A 25808-nucleotide genomic window follows, 5' to 3' on the forward strand; every position below is an offset into this window, starting at 1 on the left:
CGATGTAGGAGCTGCCGAAGGCTGCGATCTTTTGCTTTTAAGGCTTAATAATCATCGCCGCGCAGGGTCACATCTTTCTCGACCATCGGCGCATCCGGATCCTGCCCCTCGGGAAATTTCCCCTTCAGGTTCCACGCAAACGCAATGATCTCGGCGATGGTGCGATACAGCTCTTCGGGAATGCTGTCGCCCAATTCCATACGCGCCAGCAAGCGCACCAGTTCAGCGTTCTCATAGATCGGCACTTCACAGTCGCGAGCAATACGCAGGATTTCTTCGGCCAGTTCGTCATCACCCTTGGCGGTGAGGGTCGGGGCGTGGTTGCCGTCGTATTTGAGGGCGATGGCCTGGCGTGGGGCAGTGGAATCGTTCATGCGGTTTCGTCGACCCAGCGGTGTTCGAGGCGGGTTTGGTTGCCTTGCGGCGGGGTGCCGAGGTGGCAGTCGATGTCGCCGACGTTGAGCCCGCGATCAAGCAGGCGCTGGCGCAGGGCGAACAGGTTGTTTTCGATCAGGTCTGCGGTGTACGGCCGTTCGGCCCACAGTTGGCTGGACAGGCTGCCGGCGATCAGTTGCGCCTGAATCTGCATCGGCCCGAGCGGTTCCATGTCGAACGCCAGATCGACGCGCCACAGTTGTTGCTTGGGCTCGCGCTCATCGCGGCGTTCGTTTGGTTGCGGTTCGCGCTCCGGCGCTTCTTCACGCTGGAACTTGACCTGCAACGGCACGATGTCCTGCAGATTGCGCATGGGGATTTCCAGTTGCCAGGTGCTGAGCAGGCGCCCATCGTCGGTAACGCCGGTCTGCTCCAGACTTGATAGTTGATGACTTTGCAGGCGCGATACCGCAGCGGCGGCGAGGCGCAACAACTGTTCCAGATCGCCTTCGCCGTCCAGACTTTGCAGCAGGCGGTCGGGCAGCGGGAAGCTGCTCGGCACAGGTTTGGCGCTGACCTGGCCGAGCATGCCGAGGGCGTTACGGACGAAACTCGGCAGCGCTTGCGCCAAGGTGTTGGCGGCGATGATCGCGTTGAAACTGGTGCTGCTCGGCAGGCCTGGGGTCAGTTGTGCGATCAGCTTGAGCAGGTCGGCTTTCATGTCTGGGGCCAGCGTCGGGTTCTGGCCGGTCAGCAGCTTGGCCTCGAGGAACGCGCCGCTGTTGGCCAGCGCCAGTGCGACGCCTTTGGCGGTGCTCAGTTGTTGCACGTCCGGCAGGCTGGCAAGGAGTTTGTCGACCACTGCGCGCAAATCCTGCGATGTCTGACCGGTATCGCTCGGCAGATTCTGCAAAGCATTCAGCAACCCTGTCAGGGAAGCCTGACGACTTTGCTGGCCGAGCAGTTGCTGACTGACGGCCAGTTGTTCCTGGCGGCTGCTCATCGGCAGAAACTTGAGGGTTTGTGCATCTTCGACCAACGCCGACAGCAAAGTGCCGATGCGCAGCGGCTGCGGGCTGTCGATGGTCAGTGTGCTACCGCTCTGTGCGGTGTTGAGCAGGCTCACCAACGAGCGGAACACCGCGGTTTGCCCCGGCGTCTGCGGCAGCGCCTGCGAGGTCAGCACTTTGCCTTGCAGCAGCGTACCGACCGGCAATTGCGCGGTGTCGATGCGGGTGAGGGTGGCGACGCTGCTGGCAATCGCCTGCTGCACGGTAATCGCCAGATTGCCCGCCGAGGGCTGAGTGATCGCCAGACTGGTGCCTTGGGGTAACGGCAGATTGCTGGTCGCTTGCACAGTGGTCTGGCGTCCGCCGTCGACGGTCACCTTGAGCAATAACTGAAAGGTCTGATCCGCCTGCTTGAGCGACAACACCTCGGCTTTGGCGCTTTGCCCGGCGCCGATCAGGCCTTCGACCGGGGTCAGCAGCTTGAGCAGCTCACCGACCTGCGGGCGAACGGTCGCCGGGGTGGTGGGCGGGAGCGGGAGGATGTTCATTTCGCCTGTCATACGCGGACACAACCTGAGGAAAATGCACTCTTGAGAGTAAGGCACGACATGTATAATGCCGCCCGTCTTGCGCTTCGAATAAAAAACATAGCAATTGTTTGACCCAGCTCTCTAGATCGAGCCGTCAATGCATCTATGCTGCATCTCTTTAACGGCCGCGCCAGAGCCGACTTGAACCGTATAAGGCCCGTGATCCCTTGACCAGTCCTGTCCTGCAAACCGTTGCCCTCGCGTGTGAACGTGATCTGCGGCTGCTCTTCGAAAATCTCGAATTGAGACTCGCCAGTGGCGATATGGTGCAGATCAGCGGACCCAACGGCAGCGGCAAGACCAGCCTTTTGCGTCTGTTGTCCGGGCTGATGCAGCCGACCGCCGGACAAGTCCTGCTCAATGGCCAGCCGCTGACCGAACAACGCAGCGAACTCGCACGTAACCTGCTGTGGATCGGCCACGCCGCCGGGATCAAGGATTTGCTGACCCCGGAAGAGAATCTGTCGTGGCTCTGCGCCCTGCATCATCCCGCCGAACGCGAGGCCATCTGGCAAGCGCTGGCAGCTGTAGGATTGCGCGGTTTCGAAGATGTTCCCTGCCACAGCCTGTCTGCCGGTCAACAACGCCGCGTGGCGTTGGCACGCCTGTATCTGGAAAGCCCGCCGTTGTGGATTCTCGATGAGCCGTTCACCGCGCTGGACAAGCAAGGCGTGGCGCAGCTCGAAGAACATCTGGCCGGGCACTGCGAGCGCGGTGGTCTGGTGGTGTTGACCACGCACCACACGCTGAGCCGGATGCCGGCCGGTTATCGTGATATCGATCTGGGGAACTGGGCAGTATGAGTGTGTTTGGCCTGCTGGTTGCCCGTGAATCCCGACTGCTGTTTCGCCGCCCGGCGGAACTGGCCAATCCGCTGATTTTCTTCGCCATCGTCATCGCTTTGTTCCCGCTGGCCGTCGGCCCGGAAACTCAAGTGTTGCAAAACCTGTCCCCCGGGTTAGTCTGGGTGGCGGCGCTGTTGTCGGTCCTGCTCTCGCTGGACGGGCTGTTCCGCAGTGATTTCGAAGACGGATCCCTGGAACAGTGGGTCCTTTCGTCGCACCCGCTGCCACTTCTGGTCTTGGCCAAGGTGCTGGCACACTGGCTCTTCTCCGGTCTGGCACTGGTTCTGCTCTCACCGCTGCTGGCGTTGATGCTCGGTTTGCCTGCCGCCTGTCTGCCGGTTTTGCTGCTTTCGTTGCTGCTGGGAACACCGGTGCTGAGCTTGCTCGGCGCGGTGGGCGCGGCACTGACGGTCGGTTTGAAGCGTGGCGGCCTGTTGCTGGCGCTGCTGATTCTGCCGTTGTACATCCCGGTGTTGATCCTTGGCAGTGGCGCCTTGCAGGCAGCCCTCCAAGGCATGCCGGCGACCGGGTATCTGCTGTGGCTGGGTAGCCTGACCGCCCTGGCGATCACCCTGACACCCTTTGCAATAGCGGCTGGCCTGAAGATCAGCGTCGGCGAATAATGAGGTCTGGTTAAAATTTAACCAGCAAAGACCCTGAGACTGCTCACACCGATGAGCGGCACCCGTGATGGAAACAGTATGAACTGGACCTGGTTTCACAAGCTCGGCTCGCCCAAGTGGTTCTACGGCATCAGCAGCAAGTTCCTGCCGTGGTTGAGCATTGCAGCGTTGCTGCTGATTGGCGTCGGCGTCGTCTGGGGCCTGGCCTTCGCGCCGCCGGATTATCAGCAAGGCAACAGCTTTCGCATCATCTATATCCACGTACCCGCCGCGATGCTCGCTCAGTCGATCTACGTGATGCTGGCGGTGTGCGGTGTGGTCGGGCTGGTGTGGAAGATGAAACTGGCCGACGTCGCCCTGCAATGTGCCGCACCGATCGGCGCGTGGATGACCGCCGTGGCGCTGGTCACCGGGGCGATCTGGGGCAAACCGACGTGGGGCTCGTGGTGGGTCTGGGACGCGCGCCTGACCTCGATGCTGATTCTGCTGTTCCTGTATTTCGGCGTGATCGCGCTGGGCAATGCCATCAGCAACCGCGACAGCGCCGCCAAGGCCTGCGCGGTGCTGGCCATCGTCGGCGTGATCAACATCCCGATCATCAAATACTCGGTGGAGTGGTGGAACACCCTGCACCAGGGCGCAACTTTCACCCTCACCGAAAAACCGGCAATGCCCGCCGAGATGTGGCTGCCGCTGTTGCTGACCGTGCTGGGTTTCTATTGCTTCTTCGGCGCCGTGCTGTTGCTGCGCATGCGCCTCGAAGTGCTCAAGCGTGAGGCCCGCGCCAGTTGGGTGAAAGAAGAAGTGCAGCACAGTCTGGAGGCCGCTCGATGAGTTTTGCTTCATTCGGCGACTTCCTCGCCATGGGCCATCATGGCCTGTATGTCTGGTCGGCTTACGGCATCTGTCTGGCGGTGCTGATCCTCAACGTGGTGGCGCCGATTGCGGCCCGCAAGCGCTATCTGCAACAAGAGGCGCGTCGTCTGCGCCGGGAGAACGGCAAGTGAATCCGCTGCGCAAGAAACGTCTGATCATCATTCTGGCCATTCTGGTCGGGGTCGGCGCTGCCGTCGGCCTGGCCCTCAGCGCCCTGCAGCAGAACATCAATCTGTTCTACACCCCGACGCAGATCGCCAACGGCGAAGCACCGCAAGACACGCGCATCCGCGCCGGCGGCATGGTTGAGGCCGGTTCGCTGCAGCGCTCGAAGGATTCGCTGGACGTCAGATTCGTCGTCACCGACTTCAACAAGTCCGTGACCATCGCCTATCGCGGCATTCTCCCGGACTTGTTCCGCGAAGGGCAGGGCATCGTCGCCCTCGGCAAGCTCAATGCCGAGGGCGTGGTGGTGGCCGATGAAGTGCTGGCCAAGCACGACGAGAAGTACATGCCGCCGGAAGTGACCAAAGCCTTGAAAGACAGCGGTCAATCCGCCCCAACGCCTGCGAAGGAGGGTTGATCGATGACCTCGGCGATTTTTATTCCTGAACTCGGTCATCTGGCGATGATTCTGGCGCTGTGTTTTGCGCTGGTGCAGGCCGTGGTGCCATTGGTCGGTGCCTGGCGCGGCGACCGTTTCTGGATGAGTCTGGCCCAGCCCGCCGCATGGGGGCAGTTTGCTTTTCTGCTGTTCGCGTTCGGCATTCTGACCTACGCGTTCATGACCGATGACTTCTCCGTCGCGTATGTGGCGAACAACTCCAATACCGCGTTGCCGTGGTATTACAAATTCAGCGCGGTGTGGGGCGCCCACGAAGGGTCGTTGCTACTGTGGGCGCTGATTCTCGGCGGCTGGACCTTCGCCGTGTCGGTATTCTCCCGGCAGTTGCCGCAAGTCATGCTCGCCCGCGTTCTGGCGGTTATGGGCATGATCAGCACCGGCTTCCTGCTGTTCCTGATCCTGACGTCCAACCCGTTCAAACGCATCCTGCCGCAAATGCCGAGCAATGGCGCTGACCTCAATCCACTGTTGCAAGACATCGGCCTGATCGTGCACCCGCCGATGTTGTACATGGGTTACGTCGGCTTTTCGGTGGCGTTCGCCTTTGCCATCGCGGCGTTGATGGGCGGTCGTCTCGATGCGGCGTGGGCACGCTGGTCGCGTCCGTGGACCATCGTTGCCTGGGCCTTCCTCGGCATCGGCATCACCCTCGGTTCGTGGTGGGCTTATTACGAGCTCGGCTGGGGTGGCTGGTGGTTCTGGGACCCGGTGGAAAACGCCTCGTTCATGCCATGGCTGGTCGGCACCGCGCTGATTCACTCGCTGGCGGTCACGGAAAAACGTGGCGTGTTCAAAAGCTGGACGGTGTTGCTGGCGATTGCCGCGTTCTCGCTGAGCCTGCTCGGCACGTTCCTTGTGCGTTCCGGCGTGCTGACTTCGGTGCATGCGTTTGCCTCCGATCCGGAACGCGGCGTATTTATCCTGATCTTCCTGTTGTTCGTGGTTGGCGGCTCGCTGACGCTGTTCGCCCTGCGCGCGCCAGTGGTCAAAAGTCAGGTCGGTTTCAACCTGTGGTCGCGGGAAACCCTGCTGCTGGGCAACAACCTGGTGCTGGTGGTGGCGGCGTCGATGATCCTGCTCGGCACGCTCTATCCACTGATTCTCGATGCCCTCAGCGGCGCGAAGATGTCGGTCGGCCCGCCGTACTTCAACGCGCTGTTCATTCCGTTGATGGCGCTGCTGATGATGGTCATGGCGGTCGGTGTGATCGTGCGTTGGAAGGACACTCCAGTGAAATGGCTGGCCGGCATGCTCACGCCAGTGCTGCTCGGCAGCGTCGCGCTGGCCGTGGTGGCCGGCGTCGCTTACGGCGATTTCAACTGGGCAGTGATCGCGACCTTCCTGCTAGCCGCGTGGGTGTTGCTCGCGGGTGTGCGCGACATCGTCGACAAGACTCGCCACAAAGGTTTGATCAAAGGCCTTCCAACCCTGACCCGCAGCTATTGGGGCATGCAGATCGCCCACCTCGGCATCGCCGTGTGTGCGCTGGGCGTGGTGTTGTCGAGTCAGAACAGTGCCGAACGCGACCTGCGTCTGGCGCCGGGCGAGTCGATGGACCTGGCCGGTTATCACTTCGTCTTCGAAGGCGCCAAGCACTTCGAAGGGCCGAACTTCACCTCCGACAAAGGCACCATTCGGGTCATTCGGGACGGCAAGGAAATCAGCGTGCTGCACCCGGAAAAACGTCTGTACACCGTGCAGAACTCGGTGATGACCGAAGCCGGGATCGACGCCGGCTTCACCCGTGACCTTTACGTCGCCCTCGGTGAACCGCTGGACAACGGCGCGTGGGCGGTGCGGGTGCACGTCAAACCGTTCGTGCGCTGGATCTGGTTCGGCGGTTTGCTCACCGGGTTCGGTGGCTTGCTGGCGGCGCTGGATCGACGTTATCGGGTCAAAGTGAAAGCCAAGGTGCGTGAAGCACTGGGTATGACGGGAGCGGCGGCATGAGACGTTGGTTGATGCTGGTGCCACTGGCGATTTTCCTGCTGGTGGCGGTGTTTCTTTATCGCGGTCTGTACCTCGATCCGGCGGAGTTGCCGTCGGCGATGATCAACAAGCCGTTCCCGGAGTTTTCCCTGCCAAACGTGCAGGGCGACAAGAACCTGACCAAGGCTGACATTCTCGGCAAACCGGCACTGGTCAATGTCTGGGGCACCTGGTGCATTTCCTGCCGGGTCGAGCATCCGGTGCTGAACAAACTCGCCGAGCGTGGTGTGGTGATCTACGGCATCAACTACAAGGACACCAACGCCGATGCCTTGAAGTGGCTGGCTGAATTCCACAATCCGTATGCGCTGGACATACGCGACGACGAAGGTTCGCTGGGCCTGAACCTCGGCGTCTACGGCGCGCCGGAAACCTTTTTCATCGACGCCAAGGGCATCATCCGCGACAAGTATGTCGGCGTGATTGACGAACAAGTCTGGCGCGAAAAACTGGCGGCCAAGTATCAGGCGCTGGTCGATGAGGCCAAGCCATGAAGCGCTTTTTAGCCGCTGCCGTATTGGGCTTTAGTCTGGTCGGTGTGGCCCATGCGGCCATCGATACTTACGAGTTCGCCAAAGAAGGTGATCGCGAGCGTTTCCGTGAACTGACCAAGGAGCTGCGCTGCCCCAAGTGCCAGAACCAGGACATTGCTGACTCCAACGCACCGATTGCCGCTGACCTGCGCAAAGAGATTTTCCGCATGCTCGGCGAGGGCAAGGACAACCAGCAGATCATCGACTTCATGGTCGATCGCTACGGTGATTTCGTCCGCTACAAACCGGCGCTCAATGCCAAGACCGCACTGCTGTGGTTCGGCCCGGCCGGTCTGCTGCTCGGTGGTGTTGTGGTGATCGCGGTGATTGTCCGCCGTCGTCGCGGCCAGCGCGCCGAGACCCCGCAAGCGCTGTCCATCGAAGAGCGTCAGCGCCTCGACCAACTGTTGGATAAAAACCAAGAATGATTGATTTCTGGCTTGCCGCAGGGCTGTTGCTTCTGGTCGCCCTGAGTTTTCTGCTGATCCCGGTTTTGCGTGAGCGTCGCGCCCAGCGTGAAGAGGATCGCACTGCCCTGAACGTTGCGCTGTATCAGGAGCGTGTTGCCGAGCTGCAATCGCAGCAGGCTGAAGGCGTGCTCGACGCGGCGCAAATGGACAGCGGTCGTGCCGAGGCTGCCCGTGAGTTGCTGGCGGATACCGAAGGCGTCAGCGCGCCACGGGTTTCCCGACTGGGTAAACCCTTGCCGCTGTTGGCCGCTGTGCTTGTGCCGGTGTTGGGCCTGGGTCTGTATATGCACTTCGGCGCTGCCGACAAAGTCGAGCTGACCCGCGAATTTGCCCAGGCACCGCAGTCGATGGAAGAAATGACCCAGCGTCTGGAACGTGCTGTTGCGGCGCAACCGGATTCTGCCGAAGGCCTGTATTTCCTCGGTCGTACCTACATGGCGCAAGAGCGTCCAGCGGACGCGGCGAAGATGTTCGAACGCGCCGCCAACCTGGCCGGTCGTCAGCCGGAGCTGCTCGGTCAGTGGGCGCAGGCGCAGTATTTTGCTGACGGCAAGAAGTGGTCGACGAAAATTCAGGCGCTGACTGACGAAGCACTGAAGGCTGATCCGAAAGAAGTCACCAGCCTTGGTTTGCTCGGTATCGCTGCCTTTGAAGGCGAGCGTTATCAGGAAGCCATCGATTACTGGAACCGTCTGCTGGCGCAACTGCCGCCTGAGGATAGCTCCCGCGCCGCGCTGCAAGGCGGGATCAAACGCGCCGCCGAACGTCTGGAAGCCAGCGGTGGCAAGGTTGCTCAGGCACCGGTAGCCGCGAAAGCCGCGCTGTTGAAAGTCAGCGTCGATCTGGCCAGCGAACTCAGAAGCAAAGTGCAACCGGGCGACAGCGTGTTCATTTTCGCCCGCGCCACCTCCGGTCCACCGGCACCGCTGGCGGCCAAACGCCTGACCGTGGCCGATCTGCCGGTGACCGTCGAACTGGGCGATGCTGACGCAATGATGCCGCAGTTGAAACTGTCGAACTTCCCTGAAGTCCAACTGGTTGCGCGCATCTCCCGCGCCGGCCAACCGACTGCCGGCGAGTGGGTCGGTCGCAGCGGCCCTCTGGCCAGCAGCACCACTGCGCTACAAAAACTGACCATCGACAGCCCGGACAAATAGCCGGACACAACAGGAAAGCACCGCCATGCACACCATCGCCCGAATCACAGTCCTCACACTGGCCCTGGGCTTGAGTGCATGTGCGGTGCAACGACCGGAACCGACGACCAACCTGCCACCGATCCCGCCGTCACAGCCAAGCCCGACCCCGTCGACTTCGCCGACCCCAGGCAAGAGCATCCCGGCGAAACCGGCCAAACCGGTCCCGCGCACCTCAGCCAGCTTCGCCCCGCCACCGGGCGGCAACAGCCACTGGGACCAGAAACTCGGCGTCTACGTCCTCGACGACCAGACCAACACCTTCTACCGCCAGCGCACCTACTACCGCTGGAACAACGGCTGGAGCCGCTCCGTCAGCCCCAACGGCCCGTGGGAAGACACCAACATCCACGGCGTGCCGCCGGGGCTGGGGATAAAATACAAGTAGTGTTTCTCAGAAAAGTCCTTGTTCATGTTATTTTTCTGCTCGTTCTCAAGCATTCGGTGCAGGATCGCCAATAAACTATGAATACAGAGGGCTTAAGCAAGCTTGTTTTGCATCGGCTTCTATCTGAAATTGTGGCTGATCAAGAGCGCCTTGAGGAAGTTGCACGCCATTCTTATAGGCATCAACTCGGATTTGAAAAAATCATCCTTGCTAATAGCGTTGATGGTGGTTGTTTCCGCATGCACCGCTGGCCAACCTCGGAATGCGCCCGAATGGAAGATGTTCACTCTCACTGTGCATCCTTCAGGTCTTTCGTGGTTTTTGGGGGGATGAATCAACAAATATTCAAACTTGAGAGTGGTGCGGAGTTTGTCGCTTATTCATATCGCTTCAATGAGCGGATTGGTCGGAGTGAAATGAGCTGTGCAAGAGATGTGTCTTTGCGTTTTGTAAAAGAAGTTGCCATCTCTGAAGGTGTTGAGTACTTCGTAGATTCTAGAATATTGCATAAAGTGGTTGACGTGATTCCTGGTACTATTACTTTCTCACGGTGGTGGGGGCGGAAAGATGATGCAGTGGTGGTTAAGAATAGAGATATCGTTATTGATAATTGCGTTCGATACTCAGGAATGACCGTTTCTGATGTTCGTCAGTGTCTTGCGGATGTAATGGAGCTAATAAGATAAAATGGTATTGAGTGGCGCCGAGATTTCAAGGTTGGTATCGGCTTTCCCAGAGCCGATGATTTCAGGATTTAATGAGAAGAATGTTCGGGGAAGTTCTTATGATCTGACTGTTGGTAGTGAATATTATCTCGGAGATGAGGCGGAACTTTCGAATCAGCCTTTGTCAGGAATAAAACTGGAGCCGCTGCAAACATTTACTATCCCTGCTCATGGGATATGTTATGTTCTCTGTAGTGAGGGGTTATTTTTGCCAGGGGATGTAACCGCTAAGGTCAGCCTGCGGATGAAGTGTATTTATGGTGGGTTGATATTGCCAGCGCAACCACCTTTCGACCCTGGATACAAAGGCAAGGTCATTGTTATGGTGCATAACTTGTCCTCGGCAGATTTTCCATTGAAGCAGGGTGATCGCGTAGCAACTATTGAGTTTTTGAGAGTTCTTAATCCTGCTTCTTCTGCGCCGCATCAGCCCGGTGTTATTGATTTAAAGAGCCAGCTAACTCGTCGAACCTACAGTAGTCTTAGTAAGATTAATGCTGTTGCAAAAAAGGCTATGTCCAGAGTTAATTACTTTATATTTGCGGCGCTGACGGTAATTCCTCTCTTTTTTGCGGTAATTACAGCTTTGCCAGCGGTTAATTATTACAATACATTGAATGATAAGATAGTTGACTATAAAGGTCGGGCCGAGGAGTTGAAAACAGAAAATAAGGAACAAGAGAAAAAAATTTCTGACTTGGAGAGTAATCTGAAACGGCAGCAAAGTACCATTGATGAATATGTTCGCATAGTGAAAGAACAGGGGCTGCAGGTGGCCCGGTTTAGTAAAGCTGTTTCGCAGATCGAATCCATTGCCCCGGAAGAGGCTAAGGTCACTCCAGAACGACCTGGTATGGGTGTCAGTTCGAACTAATGGAGGTGCGCGTCTTGAGTACGATGAATGAAGTGGGAGAAAAGGGTTTTCTGAAGCTTTTGCTTCCAAAGCTTTTTTGCTCTGAAGATTTTGTCAATGGGTTTGGTCACGATGCAAGTATTATTGATCTCGGCCTGGAAAAAAACATTGCTTTCAAAATTGATCGTGCTCCATCTCCCGTTTCTGTAAAAAACCTATGGTCAGATTATAAGGTTTGGGGAAGATTGGCAGTTGTGGCAAATGTAAGTGATCTTGTTGCGTCCGGAGCCGATGCGAAAGCCTTCATGTTGTCCTTGGTTGTTCCTGGAGAAATGGAATCCGAAAGTGTCGAGGAAATCGTTAAAGGTTGTGCTGAAGCATGCCAAGAGCATGGAGTGTCTTTTGTTGGAGGGGATACCAAGGAGGGAGCGGAAACCCAGGTGGTTGGCGCCTGTATAGGGACGGTCGATAGAGATCATCATATTGGAAGAAAAGTGGCTTCTGCCGGAGATCGGTTGGTTATTGCCGGAAAACTTGGTGGGTTTCTTGGTGCGTACCACTTCTTGAAAAAATGCGGTTTAAATCATCCTGAACATTCTACGATGCTTGAGGCTTTGACTCGTCCTTCCGCTCGGGTTACAGAGGGGAGGTATGTCTCTTATTATAAAGTTGCGTCAGCGGGTTGCGACTTAAGTGATGGCCTTGCTGATGCGCTATCTTGTTTCTGTGATCAGGAAACAGGGGTTGTTATCGAAGAAGCTTGGTTGCCAATGCATACGTTCGCAGTCCGGGCTGCGGCGGAAAGTGGCGTTTCCTTATATACTTATGCGTTTGGTGTTGGTGATTGGGCAATTGCTTATGTTGTACCGGAAGAGAGTTTTGATTCGCATCTTCAGGAGCTTCCGGAAGAGGTCGATTTAGTGACAATTGGTTTTTTTAATTCGACTGGAAGAAGGCTTGTAAAGCTCATCAGTGGAGAGCTGGTTCCTATTCCAGATTTCAAGAATGAACATTTCCGTTCGCGACTGGAAGATGAGGGAGACTATTTGGATTTCATAAAGTGAGGTCGTGTTGTTAGATGATTTTTCGGTTTTTGTTCGTGGCGTTTTTAGAGATTTTTTATTGATTTTTAATATTGGCCAATATAGCCCAGCAAAACTCCTGTCTTAGTGTTGATCATTCTTTCTGACAGGAATACCGTTCACACTTTCTGCTTTGGCAACGTCCAGTCGTAGGTCACAGCCTTTGCTGCACCAAGGGCCAATTCCGGGGCGAACACCCTTACCGAGCCTGGCACTAGGCCTTGGGGGACCGCTACGTGCGTGAACGCAATGTCAAAAGCCGCTCTTCGTTTCACGCTGATGCGGTGATGGACACACTGGTTCGTCATTGAGCGTTTCGCCTTGTAGAAGGCCAGCTCCGACCAGGCTGTTGAAACTCAGGCGCTCGCCAGAACAGGTTTTTGCGAAATACTCAAAAACCGCAACAACGCCAACAACGGAAACGCACTGCCGACAATCACGATCCACAACCAGCCGCCATGTTCATACACCGCACTGGCCACCGACGAACCGAAGGCGCCGCCGATAAAGATGCTGGTCATGTACAGCGCGTTCAGACGGCCACGGCTTTTCGCGTCCAGTGAGTACACCGCACGCTGACCGAGGACCATGTTCATCTGCACGCAGAAGTCGAGCACCACGCCGGTCACAGCCAGGCCGATGACGCTGTAGGCCGGGTGGATGAAGGCGGGCAGGAAGCTCAGGCTGGCGAACAGCATGGCCAGCAGCGAGGCGATGCGGGTGTGACCAGCGTCGGCCAGACGTCCGCTGATCGGCGCGGCGATGGCACCGATGGCGCCGACCAGGGCGAAGATCGCGATCTCGCTTTGCGACAGGCCATGGTTGCGCGCCAGTTCCAGCGGCACAGCAGTCCAGAACAGGCTGAACGTGGCGAACATGCAGCCCTGGTAAAACGCCCGTTGGCGCAGTACTGGTTGCTGGCGCAGCAGCGTCCACAGTGAACCGATCAACTGACCATACGTGGCGCTGTGATCCGGCTTGCGCTTGGGAACGGTCAGCGCCAATACCACACTGATCGCCGCCATCAATGCAGCGGCAATCATGAACATCGCCCGCCAGCCCAAGTGGTCGGCAACCACGCTCGACACCGGCCGTGCGAGCAGAATGCCCAGCAGCAAGCCACCCATGATCCCGCCGACCACCCGACCGCGGGATTCTTCCGGTGCCAGATGCGCCGCCAGTGGAATCAGGATCTGTACCGACACCGAGCTAAAACCGACCAGCAACGAGATCAGCAGAAAGACATTCGGCTGATCGGTAAACGCCGCCGCCAACAGGCTGGCAATCGCCACCACCGTGGTGATGATCATCAACCGGCGGTTCTCCAGCAGATCGCCCAGTGGCACGAGGAAAAACAGGCCCAGCGCATAACCGATCTGCGTCAGCGAGACGATGAAACTGGCCATGGTGTCGGAGAGACCGATGTCCGGCGCGATCAGGCCGATGATCGGCTGTGCGTAGTAGATGTTGGCAACGATGGCGCCGCAGCAGAAGGCGAACAGCAGCACCATGCCTCGGGTCATTGTGTGGGTTGTGGCGGTCATAAGGTTTCTCGATCCAGCGAAATGGAATGCGATGAGGCTAAGGGTTAATCCGCAAGGGCAGAAGGCGCCGGCGATTGATATCAGTTATTCCGTTGCGGAATGGCCGGGTGCTAGCGGCGTGTCATCCATCGGCGGACCTTGCGTCCGACCGTCGGGGGTCGATGATACATTCACTTACATCCTGTTCGATAGCGTGCTTATGTTTGCATTGGCTTGTTCAATCTTGATGACTGGAGGATTGCAATGTTTCGTCAGAGGCTTCACCGCATAGCAACGATTGCCCTGATCAGCCTGCTCGCCGCGATGAGCGTGCAGGCCGCTGACGCTCCTGGCATGCGCATTAGCGTACGCGGAGAGATCACCGGGGTCAGCGCCGACACCTTGAAAGTCCACGTTAACAGCGGCGAGAGCGTAGTGATTCAGTTGACCGGCGACACCAAAATTCGCGCCGTCACCCTGGCCAATATCGAAGACATCAAACCCGGCAGTTACATTGGCTCGGCGGCCATGCCGCAGGAGGATGGCACGCTCAAGGCGCTGGAGGTGCATGTGTTTCCGCCGGAGCTGGCGGGCAGCGGTGACGGGCATCGACCGTTCGATCTGGCCAAGGGCAGCAGCATGACCAATGGCAGCGTCGGCGATCTGGTGGTGAGCAACGGGCGGGTGCTGACGGTGAACTACAAGGGCGGGCAGCAGAAGATTCTGGTACCGGAGGATGTGCCGATTGTGAATTTGGTGCCGGGGGATCGGAGCTTGCTGAAGGTTGGGGTGAAGATTGTTACGTTCGTCACGCAGGGTGCGGATGGCACGTTGACGGCGCAATCGATTTCTGCGGGGAAGGATGGGGTGACGCCGCCGATGTAGAAGCACCCTCACCCTAGCCCTCTCCCGGAGGGAGAGGGGACTGATTGGGGGATGCTGAAGGAATACGCCGAGCTGAAACTGCGATGCCGAATCCATAATCGATAAGGTCTTTCAGGTCGATGTAACTCGCCAGACACCTCGGTCGGCCCCCTCTCCCTCCGGGAGAGGGCTGGGGTGAGGGTAAAGCGGCCACAAAAAAGGCGACCTCAGTGGATCGCCTTTTTCACGCCTGCTTAAACCTTACTGCCCGCTATAAATCTGATCAAAAACCCCACCATCATTAAAGTGCGTCTTCTGCACCGTACGCCAGTCACCAAAGGTCTTCTCAACCGACAAGAAATCAACTTTCGGGAAACGATCGGTGTACTTCGCCAGCACCGCCGGATCACGCGGACGCAGATAGTTTGCTGCGGCAATCTCCTGACCTTGCGGCGACCACAGGTACTTCAGGTACTCATCCGCCACTGCACGCGAACCTTTCTTGTCGACGACTTTGTCGACCACCGACACCGGTGGCTCAGCTTCGGCGGAGACACTTGGGTAGATCACTTCAAACTGATCACGACCAAACTCGCGGGCAATCATTTCCGCTTCGTTTTCGAAGGTCACCAGCACGTCACCGATCTGGTTGGTCATGAAGGTCGTGGTGGCGGCGCGGCCACCGGTATCCAGCACTGGCGCTTGCTTGAACAGTTTGCCGACGAAGTCTTTGGCCTTGTTCTCATCGCCACCGTTCTTCAGCACATAACCCCAGGCCGACAGGTAGGTGTAGCGACCGTTACCCGAAGTTTTCGGGTTAGGCACGATCACCTGCACGCCGTCCTTGAGCAGATCCGGCCAGTCTTTCAGGGCTTTCGGGTTGCCTTTGCGCACGATAAACACCGTGGCCGAGGTGAACGGCGCGCTGTTGTTCGGCAGACGCGTGACCCAGTTCTCCGGCACCAGTTTGCCGTTGTCGGCGAGGGCGTTGATGTCGGTGGCCATGTTCATGGTGATAACGTCAGCCGGCAGGCCGTCGATCACCGAGCGCGCTTGCTTGCTCGAACCGCCGAAGGACATCTGCACGGTGATGTTTTCGTTGTGCTCGGCTTGCCAGTGTTTCTGGAACGCAGTGTTGTAGTCCTTGTAGAAATCGCGCATCACGTCGTAGGAAACGTTAAGCAGCGTCGGGGCTGCCTGAGCGATGTTGGCCAGGGCCAGGCCGGCGGCGAGAAGTGAGGCGCCAAAGAGTTTTTTCACTGCGCATTCCTTGTTTTATCTATGTAGGAGCAGGGGGTGATGTTCAATTGCCACTGACTATAACGGGGCGCGCATAGTCGTTTAAAGATTAAAAAGCTCTTTGCTTATTCCAGTTTCTTGAACAGTGCATTGCCACACCGCGAGCAAAACGCTGCGCCGTGTTCATGGCTGTTTTTCTTGCACACCGGGCAGTCGTGTTGCAGCTGTTCGCCGCGCATGGCGTTGGCCAGTTCGGCGGTGAAAATCCCCGTCGGCACGGCGATGATCGAGTAACCGGTGATCATCACCAGTGACGAAATTACCTGACCCAGCGGGGTCTTCGGCACGATGTCGCCGAAGCCCACCGTGGTCAGCGTGACGATCGCCCAATAGATGCCTTTGGGGATGCTGGTGAAACCGTGTTCCGGGCCTTCGATCACGTACATCAGCGTGCCGAACACCGTCACCAGGGTGCAGACGCTGACCAGAAACACGACGATCTTCTGCTTGCTGCCACGCAGCGCCGACATCAGGTAATTGGCTTGCTTGAGGTACGGGCTGAGCTTGAGCACACGGAAAATCCGCAACATCCGAATGATCCGGATAATCAGCAGGTACTGCGCATCGCTGTAATACAGGGCGAGGATGCCCGGCACGATCGCCAGCAAATCCACCAGCCCGTAAAAGCTGAAGGCGTAGCGCAACGGCTTGGGCGAACAGTACAGGCGCAGGATGTACTCGCCGAGAAAGATGATCGTGAAGCCCCACTCGATGTAGGCCAGCACGTTCGCATAGTTCTGGTGAATGCTGTCGATGCTGTCGAGCATCACGATCACCAGACTGGCGAGGATGATCAACAGCAGGATGCCGTCGAAGCGACGCCCGGCGCGGGTGTCGCTCTGGAAAATCATCACGTAAAGCCGTTCGCGCCAACTGTTGCTGCTGTCCATGGAAAACGCCTGAATCGAAGATCAGCGCAGCCTAGGTTGATTCTCCCCATGAGCGCAAGGCGCACGCTCGACGCTGGCTTTGCCGAGCATCTGAATCCCGGCGCGGATCAGCCAGCAGGCGAGGATAAACGGCGCGGTCAACGTCGCGAGGCCGACCGCCGCAAACAGCGGCGTGACCAGCAGCGCGAGGACGATACCGAGCAGCGGCAGCCACGGTTGTTGGCGTTGGGCGGAAAAGGCGAGGGCGGCGAGCACGGCGTTGTAGCTGCCGAGGCCTAACAGTGCAGCGCTGGTTTCGTGGTGCAGCAGACTGGAGCCGAGGCCGATCGCCGACGCCAGCAGCGCCCAGCAAAACGCCCGGCGATCAGCGATCAGCAAACCGATGGCGATCAATGCGCCGGCCAGTGGGTGACCGAGGAACATCACTTGGCCCAAACCGCGCAGTTCAGCGGCGAGCAGGTTCAGCGTGTTCATCTCGATGTGCGCCATCGGCGCCGACGGCTCGGCGAACAGCAGCAAGACCCAGCTCATGGCCACGAACGGCGAGGTGTAGGCCGGAATCGATCGGCTGCTGTAGACATGTTTGAGCCATTGCTGCGTGACCATCGCGCTCAAGCCGCCGGCAGCAAGAATCAGCGGCGGCAGCATCGGCGACCACGGGAAATAAAGGCTCAGCAACAGGCCGAGCAAGATGCCGTTGTAGCTGAACAGTCCGGCCTGGCGATCAGCCTTGGCGTAGTTGCGCCGCTGTGCAGTAAGCAGGCCGGCAACGGCACCGAGCAGCGCTCCGGCGAACAGCACCGGTGCTGTCAGCAGGATCGCCAACAGGCACAGCAGGCCGCACAGCGGATGGCGCTGGAGGAATATCTGACTGAAACCGTTGAGCAAAGCCTCGGCCCAGTCGGGGCAGTGGGTGTTGAAATGATTGGCAGGCATGGCAGGTCATTCGATACTGATCGTTCCCACGCTCTGCGTGGGAATGCCTCAAAGGACGCTCTGCGTCTGCTCTTGGGACGCAGAGCGTCCCGGGCCGCATTCCCACGCAGAGCGTGGGAACGATCATGGTGGGGGGCTTAAATCAATGTTTCGATCCGCAGCGAGTTAGTCGATCCCGGCTGCCCGAACGGCACGCCGGCAGTGATCAGCAGTGTGTCACCACGCTCGGCCATGCCTTGTGCCTGGGCGATTTCCAGCGCGGTTGAGCAAACCTCATCGACCTGACGCAGACGATCATTGACCACCGAGTGAATCCCCCACGCCACGCTCAAGCGGCGTGCGGTTTGCAGGTTCGGCGTCAGGTTGAGGATCGGCGCTTTCGGCCGTTCCCGCGCCGCACGCAAGCTCGACGTACCCGACTCGCTGTAATTGACCAGCACCGCCACCGGCAGCACGTTGCTGATGCGTCGGATCGCGCAACTGATCGCATCGGAAACGGTTGCCTCGGCTTTCGGCCGACTGACATCGAGCTGCGTCTGATAATCCGGACCGTTCTCAACCTGACGAATGATCTTGCTCATCATCTGAACAGCTTCCAGCGGGTATTCGCCGGACGCGGTTTCCGCCGACAGCATCACCGCGTCAGCGCCTTCGGCCACGGCGTTGGCAACGTCCGTTACCTCAGCGCGGGTCGGGGCAGGGGAGAAGCGCATCGATTCAAGCATCTGTGTCGCCACCACCACCGGTTTGCCCAGTTCGCGGCACGTAGTAATGATGTTTTTCTGAATCTGCGGCACGCTTTCCGCCGGCACTTCAACGCCGAGGTCACCGCGAGCGACCATGATCGCGTCGCTCAGCTCAGCGATTTCACGCAGTTGTTCAACCGCCGACGGCTTCTCGATTTTTGCCATCAGAAAGGCTTTGTCGCCGATCAGCGCGCGGGCTTCGACGATGTCTTGCGGACGCTGCACAAACGACAGCGCGACCCAATCCACGCCGAGTTCCAGACCGAAGCTCAAATCGCGACGATCCTTGGCGGTCAGCGGGCTGAGGTCGAGCACCGCTTGTGGCACGTTGACGCCTTTGCGGTCCGACAACTCGCCGCCGTTGAGCACGGTGGTGTCGATCGCGTCGGCGTATTTGGTGACCACACGCAGACGCAGTTTGCCGTCGTCGAGCAGCAGGTCCATGCCCGCTTCCAGCGCTTCGATGATTTCCGGATGCGGCAGATTCACTCGGCGCTCATCGCCCGGTGTTGCGTCCAGATCAAGACGGAACGCCTGACCACGATGCAACTGCACCTTGCCGTCAGCGAACTTGCCGACGCGCAGTTTCGGCCCCTGCAAGTCCATCAGAATGCCCAGCGGATAGTTGAGCTGGCGCTCGACTTCGCGGATCCACTGATAGCGCTTGGCGTGGTCGGCGTGATCGCCGTGGCTGAAGTTCAGGCGGAAGATATTCACCCCGGCCTCGACCAGTTCGCGGATGTCTTCGATGCCATCGACAGCAGGCCCGAGGGTAGCGAGGATTTTGACCTTTTTATCAGGCGTCATGATTTGCAGTTCTCAAGGATCAGAATGGCGCGGAAGTCGTTGACGTTGGTGCGGGTCGGCTCGGTGACGATCAGTGCATCGAGCGCCGCGAAATAGCCGTAACCGTTGTTGTTATCCAGCTCGTCGCTGGCGCTCAGACCGAGGGCGGCGGCGCGGGCGTAGCTGTCCGGGGTCATGATTGCGCCGGCGTTGTCTTCCGAGCCGTCGATGCCGTCGGTGTCGCCGGCCAGGGCGTAGACGCCGGGCTGGCCTTTGAGGCTGTCGGTGAGGCTGAGCAGGAATTCGGCGTTGCGCCCGCCACGGCCATTGCCGCGCACGGTCACGGTGGTTTCGCCACCGGAGAGAATCACGCACGGCGCTGCCAATGGCTGGCCGTGATTGATGATCTGGCGGGCGATGCCGGCATGGACTTTCGCCACTTCGCGCGACTCGCCTTCGAGGTCGCCGAGGATCAGCGTGCTGAACCCGGCCTGACGGCATTTCACCGCCGCAGCGTCCAGGGATTGCTGAGGACGGGCGATCAATTGGAAGTGGCTGCGCTCAAGACTCGGATCACCGGGTTTGACGGTTTCCGACTCAGGGCTTTGCAGCCAGTTGCGCACCGAAACCGGGATCTCGATGCCGTAGCGTTTGATGATCGCCAAGGCTTCGGCGGACGTGCTTGGGTCGGCCACGGTCGGGCCGGAAGCGATGACCGTGGCGAGGTCGCCCGGGACGTCGGAAATCGCGTAGGTATAAACAGTGGCAGGCCAGCAGGCTTTGCCGAGGCGGCCGCCCTTGATCGCCGAGAGGTGCTTGCGCACGCAGTTCATCTCGCCGATGGTCGCGCCGGATTTCAGCAGGGCTTTGTTGATCGACTGCTTGTCAGCGAGGGTGATGCCTTCGGCCGGCAACGCCAGCAGGGCCGAGCCGCCACCGGAGAGCAGGAAGATCACGCGGTCGTCTTCAGTCAGGTTGCTGACCAGTTCGAGCACGCGTTTGGCCACGGCCAGACCAGCAGCGTCCGGCACCGGGTGCGCGGCTTCGACCACTTCGATTTTTTCGCACGGGGCGCCGTGACCGTAACGGGTCACTACCAGGCCAGACACTTCACCTTCCCAGCAATTCTCGACCACTTGCGCCATGGCGGCGGCGGCTTTGCCGGCACCGATGACGATGACGCGACCGGTACGATCGGCGGGCAAATGGGCTTCGAGGACCTGGTTCGGATGGGCCGCGTCGATGGCTGTGGCAAACAGCTCGCGCAGCAGTTGTTGCGGATCGACCGACATGGCGGGCTCCCGGAATTCTTGTTATTGGAGTGGAGCGACAACGGTGCAGCGACCCGGTCCTTGTGGGAGCTGGCTTGCCAGCGATTCAGGCACCGCGGTCATTCAGGCTGACCGAGTCGATGCCATCGCGGGCAAGCCCGCTCCCATAGGGAGCGAGCCATAGGCGCAGATTATTTTTTGTCGCGAATCGAGAAGTTGGCCATGTGCTCCAGACCTTTGATCAGCGCCGAGTGATCCCAGTTGCTGCCACCGATCGCTGCGCAGGTGCTGAACACTTGCTGGGCGTTGGCGGTGTTCGGCAGGTTGATGTTCAGCTCTTTGGCGCCTTGCAGGGCCAGGTTCAGGTCCTTTTGGTGCAGGCTGATGCGGAAGCCTGGATCGAAGGTGCCTTTGATCATGCGCTCGCCGTGCACTTCGAGGATCTTCGAGGAAGCGAAACCGCCCATCAGTGCTTCACGCACCTTGGCTGGATCAGCACCGTTTTTCGAAGCGAACAGCAGGGCTTCAGCCACGGCCTGAATGTTCAGCGCAACGATGATCTGGTTGGCGACTTTGGCGGTCTGACCGTCGCCGTTGCCACCGACCAGGGTGATGTTCTTGCCCATGGCCTGGAACAGCGGCAGTGCGCGTTCGAAGGCATCGGCGTCGCCACCGATCATGATGCTCAGGGTCGCAGCTTTGGCGCCGACTTCACCGCCGGACACCGGTGCGTCGAGGTACTGCGCGCCTTTCTCGTTGATCTTCGCCGCGAACGCCTTGGTGGCCGTCGGCGAGATCGAACTCATGTCGATAACGATTTTGCCTTTGCTCAGGCCAGCGGCAACGCCGTCGGCGCGGAACAGTACGTCGTCTACCTGCGGGGTATCCGGGACCATGACGATGATGAATTCTGCTTCCTGCGCGACTTCGCGCGGATTGGCCAGGGCGACGGCGCCAGCGGCGACCAGGTCGGCAGGGGCGGCGTCGTGGTGCGCCGACAGGAACAGGCTGTGACCGGCTTTCTGCAGGTTCGAAGCCATTGGGTGGCCCATGATGCCGGTGCCGATAAATCCGATTTTAGCCATGAGAAAATCCTCTTGTTTTTATAAACAGCCGTAGGAGCTGCCGCAGGCTCGGGCCGCGTTCGGACGATCTTTTGATTCTGCTTTTGAAGGTCAAGATCAAAAGATCGCAGCCTTCGGCAGCTCCTACAGGGTCATGTGTTCGTTCAGATTGCGTTGTGGGTTTTCAGCCAGCCGAGGCCTGCTTCAGTGGTGGTCAGCGGCTTGTATTCGCAACCCACCCAACCCTGATAGCCGATGCGATCGAGGTGTTCGAACAGGTAGCGGTAGTTGATCTCGCCAGTGCCCGGCTCGTTACGCCCCGGGTTGTCCGCGAGCTGCACATGGTTGATCTCGCCCAGGTGCGATTGCAGGGTGCGGGCCAGATCGCCTTCCATGATTTGCATGTGATAGATGTCGTATTGCAGGAACAGGTTGGCGCTGCCGACCTGCTCGCGAATCGACAGGGCTTGCGCCGTGTTGTTCAGGTAGAAGCCTGGAATGTCGCGGGTGTTGATCGCTTCCATCACCAGTTTGATGCCCGCTGCCTGCAGCTTGTCGGCGGCGTATTTCAGGTTGGCGACGAAGGTCTTTTCTACGGTGGCATCGTCAACGCCTTGCGGACGAATACCGGCCAGGCAGTTGACCTGGGTGTTGCCCAGCACTTGCGCGTAGGCAATCGCCAGATCGACACCGGCGCGGAACTCTTCGATCCGATCCGGCAGGCACGCGATACCTCGCTCGCCCTTGGCCCAGTCACCGGCCGGCAGGTTGAACAGCACTTGGGTCAGACCGTTGGCGTCGAGCTTTGCCTTGATTTCGGCGGAGCTGAAGTCGTACGGGAACAGGTACTCGACACCGCTGAAACCGGCCTTGGCGGCGGCGTCGAAACGGGCAAGGAAATCCTGTTCGGTGAACAGCATGGACAGGTTGGCTGCGAAACGCGGCATGGTGGTCTCCCGTTGCAAATTAATGTTGATGGCCCTGTGTAGGAGCTGCCGAAGGCTGCGATCTTTTGATCTTGATCTGTTAACAACAAAGATCAAAAGATCGCAGTCTGCGGCAGCTCCTACAGGGGCATCAGGCCATGGCGGATCAGTCGAGCAGCGAAATCGCCGTTGGCGCATCGTTGCCGACCAGCGCCAGGTCTTCGAATTCGTTGACGGCGTTGATCTCGGTACCCATGGAGATGTTGGTCACACGCTCCAGAATGATCTCGACGATCACCGGCACCTTGAACTCTTCGATCATCTGTTCGGCCTTGCGCAGGGCAGGGGCGATTTCCGACGGTTCGAACACACGCAGCGCCTTACAGCCGAGGCCTTCAGCCACTGCGACGTGGTCAACACCGTAACCGTTGAGTTCCGGCGCGTTCAGGTTATCGAAGGACAGCTGCACGCAGTAGTCCATTTCGAACCCGCGCTGCGCCTGACGGATCAGACCCAGGTACGAGTTGTTCACCACGACGTGGATGTACGGCAGTTTGAACTGAGCGCCGACCGCCAGTTCTTCGATCATGAACTGGAAGTCATAGTCCCCCGACAGGGCCACGACTTTCCGGCTCGGATCGGCCTTCACCACGCCCAGCGCTGCCGGAATGGTCCAGCCCAACGGGCCTGCCTGGCCGCAGTTGATCCAGTGACGCGGCTTGTAGACGTGCAGGAACTGCGCGCCGGCAATCTGCGACAGACCAATGGTGCTGACGTAGCAGGTGTCCTTGCCGAACACCTGGTTCATTTCTTCGTAAACGCGCTGTGGTTTCACCGGCACGTTGTCGAAGTGGGTCTTGCGATGCAGGCTGGCTTTACGCTGCTGGCAGTCTTGCAGCCAGGCACTGCGATTTTTCAGCTTGCCGGCGGCTTGCCATTCACGAGCGACTTCGATGAACACGGTCAGCGCAGCAGCGGCGTCGGAAACGATGCCCAGATCCGGCGTGAACACACGACCGATCTGCGTGCCTTCGATGTCGACGTGAATGAACTTGCGGCCTTCGGTGTAAACGTCAACCGAACCGGTGTGACGGTTGGCCCAACGGTTACCGATCCCCAACACCACGTCGGATTTCAGCATGGTGGCGTTGCCGTAACGGTGCGACGTCTGCAGACCGACCATACCGACCATCAACGGGTGATCGTCAGGGATGGTGCCCCAGCCCATCAGGGTCGGAATCACCGGGATGCCGGTCAGTTCAGCGAACTCAACCAGCAGATCGCTGGCGTCGGCGTTGATGATGCCGCCGCCGGCCACCAGCAGTGGGCGCTCAGCCTGATCGAGCAAAGCCAAAGCTTTTTCAACCTGAACGCGGGTCGCAGTCGGCTTGGCCAATGGCAGCGGCTGGTAAGCGTCGATGTCGAATTCGATTTCGGCCATCTGCACGTCGAACGGCAGGTCGATCAGCACCGGACCTGGACGGCCGGAGCGCATTTCAAAGAACGCTTTCTGGAACGCGTAAGGTACTTGGCCCGGCTCCAGAACAGTGGTCGCCCACTTGGTGACTGGCTTGACGATGCTGGTGATGTCGACAGCCTGGAAGTCTTCCTTGTGCATACGGGCGCGGGGTGCCTGGCCGGTAATGCAGAGGATTGGAATCGAGTCGGCCGAGGCGCTGTAGAGCCCGGTGACCATGTCGGTACCGGCAGGGCCGGAAGTGCCGATGCACACGCCGATGTTGCCGGCCTTGGTGCGGGTGTAGCCCTCGGCCATGTGCGAGGCGCCTTCAACGTGGCGAGCAAGGACGTGATCGATGCCACCGACTTTCTGCAAGGCGGAGTACAGCGGGTTGATGGCAGCGCCCGGGATGCCAAAAGCGGTATCAACCCCTTCACGGCGCATCACCAGAACGGCGGCTTCGATTGCTCTCATTTTGCTCATGGTTTTGTGCCTCTTTACGTTTTGTAATTGTATACAAGTGGCTTTGCGCAGAGTTTATTCACGGCGGACGGCGCAGGTCAATCCATTTTCTCAAGCGCCTGTTTCATTCGTCGGAAGCCTGTCTGAGTGTGGCTTTTCGTCGCATGTGGCGCTTTTCGAGAATTATTGTATACAAAAAAATAACTCATTGTGTTCTATTTGTTGTATCGGGCTGCGGCAGAAAACCGCAGCCCCACGACTTTCCCTATAACAAAATGAGGACGGCACCATGAGCGCTTTAACCTTGGAAGTCGCAGTCAACCTGGTCAACCAGGCCATCAATGCAGGGCGGGAAATCTCCGCCGCCCCCCTGACCATCGCGGTACTCGATACCGGCGGCCACTTGATCACCCTGCAACGCGAAGACGGCGCCAGCCTGCTGCGCCCGAACATCGCCATCGGCAAAGCCTGGGGCGCGATTGCTCTGGGTAAAGGCTCGCGCCTGCTGGCACTGGACGCACAACAACGCCCGGCGTTTATTGCCGCACTCAACAGCATGGGGCAGGGCAGCGTCGTGCCGGCACCGGGTGGTGTGTTGATTCGGGATCAGGCGGGGAATGTGCTGGGCGCGATCGGGATCAGCGGGGATTTGTCGGATATTGATGAGCAGGTGGCGATTAAAGCGGTGGAGGCGCTGGAGTTGCGGGCGGATGCGGGGGTGGCGGCTTGATCTGTAGCGTCTGATTAACCGCCTTCGCGAGCAGGCTCGCTCCCACATTGGATTTGTGCTCGGACACAAAATGTCTGAATACCCCAAGCCCCCTGTGGGAGCGAGCCTGCTCGCGAATACGATCTCAAAAACACATCTTGCTAAAAACCTGACACTTGCTCCCACATTCACAGAACTAGCCTTTTCATGATCAAGACATGAAAAGGCGAAGGAATGCTGAATCTATCTGCTTCAAATCGTTTGCGCATTGGTCGTTACTCCGAACACAACCGCATCTACCTGCTGACAACCAATACGGCGGGAAGGCAGCCTGTTTTCAGCGACTTTGCACTGGGTCGATTGGTCGCCAGCCAATTTCACGTCGCAGAGGAAGTGGGCATTGCCAGTACGTTGGCCTGGGTAGTCATGCCAGATCATTTTCATTGGCTGATTGAATTGAAACGCGGTTCGCTCGGCGAGTTGATGCAGCGTACAAAATCCCTCAGCACCAAAGCCGTGAATCTCTCGACGGGTCGACAGACCAGTCTTTGGCAATCAGGCTTTCATGATCGTGCATTGCGCAGAGAGGATGATCTGGTGAAGTTGGCTCGGTATGTCGTGGCTAACCCGTTGCGGGCTGGTTTGGTTAAGAAGCTTGGCGACTATCCGCTGTGGGATGCGATTTGGGTTTGA

The 25808-nt window shown here is 58.7% G+C and carries 27 protein-coding genes and 1 pseudogene; 17 read left to right on the forward strand and 11 right to left on the reverse strand.

All coding sequences use genetic code 11. The features are described 5' to 3' along the window. Positions 1-44: 44 nt before the first annotated feature. On the reverse strand, positions 45-374 hold the full coding sequence (locus M5G26_RS28825; protein WP_095119913.1) for an EscU/YscU/HrcU family type III secretion system export apparatus switch protein: 330 nt from the start codon (positions 372-374) through the stop codon (positions 45-47). After that, positions 371-1945 carry a flagellar hook-length control protein FliK gene (fliK, locus tag M5G26_RS28830; protein ID WP_273917132.1) on the reverse strand — a complete coding sequence of 525 codons (1575 nt, stop codon included), beginning with the start codon at positions 1943-1945 and terminating at the stop codon, positions 371-373. Before fliK ends, M5G26_RS28825 begins: the two co-directional genes overlap by 4 nt. A gap of 197 nt (positions 1946-2142) precedes the next feature. Here fliK and ccmA point away from each other — a divergent pair, with 197 nt between their 5' ends. From ccmA to M5G26_RS28900, 14 genes and pseudogenes are all read left to right on the forward strand, one after another. Continuing rightward, on the forward strand, positions 2143-2778 hold the full coding sequence (ccmA, locus tag M5G26_RS28835) for a cytochrome c biogenesis heme-transporting ATPase CcmA (RefSeq protein WP_108226830.1): 636 nt from the start codon (positions 2143-2145) through the stop codon (positions 2776-2778). After that, positions 2775-3443, forward strand: coding sequence for a heme exporter protein CcmB (ccmB, locus tag M5G26_RS28840; protein WP_007919970.1), 669 nt, complete (start codon positions 2775-2777; stop codon positions 3441-3443). Before ccmA ends, ccmB begins: the two co-directional genes overlap by 4 nt. A gap of 78 nt (positions 3444-3521) precedes the next feature. Beyond that, on the forward strand, positions 3522-4277 hold the full coding sequence (locus tag M5G26_RS28845; protein ID WP_016987487.1) for a heme ABC transporter permease: 756 nt from the start codon (positions 3522-3524) through the stop codon (positions 4275-4277). Then, entirely contained in the window at positions 4274-4450 is a 177-nt protein-coding gene (gene ccmD, locus M5G26_RS28850) for a heme exporter protein CcmD (protein WP_003222944.1), read from the forward strand. Before M5G26_RS28845 ends, ccmD begins: the two co-directional genes overlap by 4 nt. After that, entirely contained in the window at positions 4447-4902 is a 456-nt protein-coding gene (ccmE, locus tag M5G26_RS28855) for a cytochrome c maturation protein CcmE (RefSeq protein WP_150692199.1), read from the forward strand. Before ccmD ends, ccmE begins: the two co-directional genes overlap by 4 nt. 3 nt (positions 4903-4905) lie before the next feature. Next, positions 4906-6894, forward strand: a complete 1989-nt coding sequence (locus M5G26_RS28860; RefSeq protein WP_273917133.1) for a heme lyase CcmF/NrfE family subunit — start codon at positions 4906-4908, stop codon at positions 6892-6894. Continuing rightward, positions 6891-7427 (forward strand): DsbE family thiol:disulfide interchange protein, encoded by a 537-nt coding sequence (locus tag M5G26_RS28865; protein WP_095119917.1) that lies wholly within the window; start codon positions 6891-6893, stop codon positions 7425-7427. Before M5G26_RS28860 ends, M5G26_RS28865 begins: the two co-directional genes overlap by 4 nt. Next, positions 7424-7894 carry a cytochrome c-type biogenesis protein gene (locus M5G26_RS28870; RefSeq protein ID WP_150729782.1) on the forward strand — a complete coding sequence of 157 codons (471 nt, stop codon included), beginning with the start codon at positions 7424-7426 and terminating at the stop codon, positions 7892-7894. The genes M5G26_RS28865 and M5G26_RS28870 overlap by 4 nt, the downstream gene beginning before the upstream one ends. Beyond that, positions 7891-9093, forward strand: a complete 1203-nt coding sequence (gene ccmI, locus M5G26_RS28875; protein WP_273917134.1) for a c-type cytochrome biogenesis protein CcmI — start codon at positions 7891-7893, stop codon at positions 9091-9093. Before M5G26_RS28870 ends, ccmI begins: the two co-directional genes overlap by 4 nt. Before the next feature lie 25 nt (positions 9094-9118). Continuing rightward, the gene (locus M5G26_RS28880; RefSeq protein ID WP_150692202.1) at positions 9119-9520 is read left to right on the forward strand and encodes a hypothetical protein; all 402 of its coding nucleotides are present in this window, start codon (positions 9119-9121) and stop codon (positions 9518-9520) included. 77 nt (positions 9521-9597) lie between these two features. After that, the gene (locus tag M5G26_RS28885) at positions 9598-10206 is read left to right on the forward strand and encodes a hypothetical protein (protein WP_150692203.1); all 609 of its coding nucleotides are present in this window, start codon (positions 9598-9600) and stop codon (positions 10204-10206) included. Positions 10207-10213: 7 nt separating this feature from the next. Beyond that, entirely contained in the window at positions 10214-11119 is a 906-nt protein-coding gene (locus tag M5G26_RS28890; protein ID WP_191625107.1) for a dCTP deaminase domain-containing protein, read from the forward strand. Between the two features lie 23 nt (positions 11120-11142). Then, positions 11143-12162 (forward strand): AIR synthase related protein, encoded by a 1020-nt coding sequence (locus M5G26_RS28895; protein ID WP_224789286.1) that lies wholly within the window; start codon positions 11143-11145, stop codon positions 12160-12162. Positions 12163-12407: 245 nt separating this feature from the next. Continuing rightward, positions 12408-12491: pseudogene (locus M5G26_RS28900) on the forward strand (type II toxin-antitoxin system HicB family antitoxin); the annotation flags it as partial. 45 nt (positions 12492-12536) lie between these two features. Here the strand turns inward: M5G26_RS28900 and M5G26_RS28905 are convergent. After that, positions 12537-13724 (reverse strand): MFS transporter, encoded by a 1188-nt coding sequence (locus M5G26_RS28905; RefSeq protein WP_150692206.1) that lies wholly within the window; start codon positions 13722-13724, stop codon positions 12537-12539. Between the two features lie 243 nt (positions 13725-13967). Here M5G26_RS28905 and M5G26_RS28910 point away from each other — a divergent pair, with 243 nt between their 5' ends. Next, a complete protein-coding gene (locus tag M5G26_RS28910) occupies positions 13968-14588 on the forward strand; it encodes a DUF5666 domain-containing protein (protein WP_273917136.1) in 621 nt (206 codons plus the stop codon). Positions 14589-14828: 240 nt separating this feature from the next. Here M5G26_RS28910 and M5G26_RS28915 read toward each other — a convergent pair whose 3' ends face one another. The 8 genes from M5G26_RS28915 to gcl form a co-directional block, all read right to left on the reverse strand. Continuing rightward, positions 14829-15827, reverse strand: a complete 999-nt coding sequence (locus M5G26_RS28915; protein ID WP_273917137.1) for a sulfate ABC transporter substrate-binding protein — start codon at positions 15825-15827, stop codon at positions 14829-14831. Between the two features lie 104 nt (positions 15828-15931). Then, on the reverse strand, positions 15932-16756 hold the full coding sequence (locus M5G26_RS28920; RefSeq protein WP_038363916.1) for an ion transporter: 825 nt from the start codon (positions 16754-16756) through the stop codon (positions 15932-15934). Positions 16757-16777: 21 nt separating this feature from the next. After that, complete coding sequence (locus M5G26_RS28925) at positions 16778-17692, reverse strand: urea transporter (RefSeq protein ID WP_273917138.1); 915 nt, start codon at positions 17690-17692, stop codon at positions 16778-16780. A gap of 137 nt (positions 17693-17829) precedes the next feature. Beyond that, the gene (pyk, locus tag M5G26_RS28930; protein ID WP_007919940.1) at positions 17830-19245 is read right to left on the reverse strand and encodes a pyruvate kinase; all 1416 of its coding nucleotides are present in this window, start codon (positions 19243-19245) and stop codon (positions 17830-17832) included. Then, positions 19242-20516 (reverse strand): glycerate kinase type-2 family protein, encoded by a 1275-nt coding sequence (locus M5G26_RS28935; protein WP_273917139.1) that lies wholly within the window; start codon positions 20514-20516, stop codon positions 19242-19244. The genes pyk and M5G26_RS28935 overlap by 4 nt, the downstream gene beginning before the upstream one ends. A 170-nt stretch (positions 20517-20686) precedes the next feature. Further along, positions 20687-21580, reverse strand: a complete 894-nt coding sequence (locus tag M5G26_RS28940) for a 2-hydroxy-3-oxopropionate reductase (RefSeq protein WP_129391024.1) — start codon at positions 21578-21580, stop codon at positions 20687-20689. Between the two features lie 143 nt (positions 21581-21723). Continuing rightward, complete coding sequence (gene hyi / locus M5G26_RS28945) at positions 21724-22506, reverse strand: hydroxypyruvate isomerase (RefSeq protein WP_273917140.1); 783 nt, start codon at positions 22504-22506, stop codon at positions 21724-21726. A 145-nt stretch (positions 22507-22651) separates the two neighbouring features. Then, positions 22652-24427, reverse strand: a complete 1776-nt coding sequence (gene gcl, locus M5G26_RS28950) for a glyoxylate carboligase (protein WP_007919935.1) — start codon at positions 24425-24427, stop codon at positions 22652-22654. A 268-nt stretch (positions 24428-24695) separates the two neighbouring features. Between gcl and M5G26_RS28955 the strand changes: the two genes are divergently transcribed. Both M5G26_RS28955 and M5G26_RS28960 read left to right on the forward strand, forming a co-directional pair. Next, positions 24696-25136, forward strand: a complete 441-nt coding sequence (locus M5G26_RS28955; protein WP_122600276.1) for a GlcG/HbpS family heme-binding protein — start codon at positions 24696-24698, stop codon at positions 25134-25136. 213 nt (positions 25137-25349) lie between these two features. Further along, entirely contained in the window at positions 25350-25808 is a 459-nt protein-coding gene (locus tag M5G26_RS28960) for an REP-associated tyrosine transposase (protein WP_273917142.1), read from the forward strand.

It is taken from the genome of Pseudomonas sp. TNT2022 ID642, from assembly GCF_028656995.1.
GTDB lineage: Bacteria > Pseudomonadota > Gammaproteobacteria > Pseudomonadales > Pseudomonadaceae > Aquipseudomonas.

Coding starts and splice junctions, on each gene's coding strand:
- M5G26_RS28880 (WP_150692202.1), top strand. CDS start 9,119: ATGCACACCATCGCCCGAATCACAGTCCTCACACTGGCCCTGGGCTTG.
- fliK (WP_273917132.1), bottom strand. CDS start 1,945: ATGACAGGCGAAATGAACATCCTCCCGCTCCCGCCCACCACCCCGGCG.
- M5G26_RS28845 (WP_016987487.1), top strand. CDS start 3,522: ATGAACTGGACCTGGTTTCACAAGCTCGGCTCGCCCAAGTGGTTCTAC.
- gcl (WP_007919935.1), bottom strand. CDS start 24,427: ATGAGCAAAATGAGAGCAATCGAAGCCGCCGTTCTGGTGATGCGCCGT.
- ccmI (WP_273917134.1), top strand. CDS start 7,891: ATGATTGATTTCTGGCTTGCCGCAGGGCTGTTGCTTCTGGTCGCCCTG.
- M5G26_RS28920 (WP_038363916.1), bottom strand. CDS start 16,756: ATGGACAGCAGCAACAGTTGGCGCGAACGGCTTTACGTGATGATTTTC.
- M5G26_RS28895 (WP_224789286.1), top strand. CDS start 11,143: ATGAATGAAGTGGGAGAAAAGGGTTTTCTGAAGCTTTTGCTTCCAAAG.
- ccmB (WP_007919970.1), top strand. CDS start 2,775: ATGAGTGTGTTTGGCCTGCTGGTTGCCCGTGAATCCCGACTGCTGTTT.
- M5G26_RS28960 (WP_273917142.1), top strand. CDS start 25,350: ATGCTGAATCTATCTGCTTCAAATCGTTTGCGCATTGGTCGTTACTCC.
- M5G26_RS28885 (WP_150692203.1), top strand. CDS start 9,598: ATGAATACAGAGGGCTTAAGCAAGCTTGTTTTGCATCGGCTTCTATCT.
- M5G26_RS28940 (WP_129391024.1), bottom strand. CDS start 21,580: ATGGCTAAAATCGGATTTATCGGCACCGGCATCATGGGCCACCCAATG.
- M5G26_RS28905 (WP_150692206.1), bottom strand. CDS start 13,724: ATGACCGCCACAACCCACACAATGACCCGAGGCATGGTGCTGCTGTTC.
- M5G26_RS28955 (WP_122600276.1), top strand. CDS start 24,696: ATGAGCGCTTTAACCTTGGAAGTCGCAGTCAACCTGGTCAACCAGGCC.
- M5G26_RS28825 (WP_095119913.1), bottom strand. CDS start 374: ATGAACGATTCCACTGCCCCACGCCAGGCCATCGCCCTCAAATACGAC.
- M5G26_RS28870 (WP_150729782.1), top strand. CDS start 7,424: ATGAAGCGCTTTTTAGCCGCTGCCGTATTGGGCTTTAGTCTGGTCGGT.
- ccmD (WP_003222944.1), top strand. CDS start 4,274: ATGAGTTTTGCTTCATTCGGCGACTTCCTCGCCATGGGCCATCATGGC.
- pyk (WP_007919940.1), bottom strand. CDS start 19,245: ATGACGCCTGATAAAAAGGTCAAAATCCTCGCTACCCTCGGGCCTGCT.
- hyi (WP_273917140.1), bottom strand. CDS start 22,506: ATGCCGCGTTTCGCAGCCAACCTGTCCATGCTGTTCACCGAACAGGAT.
- M5G26_RS28935 (WP_273917139.1), bottom strand. CDS start 20,516: ATGTCGGTCGATCCGCAACAACTGCTGCGCGAGCTGTTTGCCACAGCC.
- M5G26_RS28910 (WP_273917136.1), top strand. CDS start 13,968: ATGTTTCGTCAGAGGCTTCACCGCATAGCAACGATTGCCCTGATCAGC.
- M5G26_RS28860 (WP_273917133.1), top strand. CDS start 4,906: ATGACCTCGGCGATTTTTATTCCTGAACTCGGTCATCTGGCGATGATT.
- M5G26_RS28925 (WP_273917138.1), bottom strand. CDS start 17,692: ATGCCTGCCAATCATTTCAACACCCACTGCCCCGACTGGGCCGAGGCT.
- M5G26_RS28865 (WP_095119917.1), top strand. CDS start 6,891: ATGAGACGTTGGTTGATGCTGGTGCCACTGGCGATTTTCCTGCTGGTG.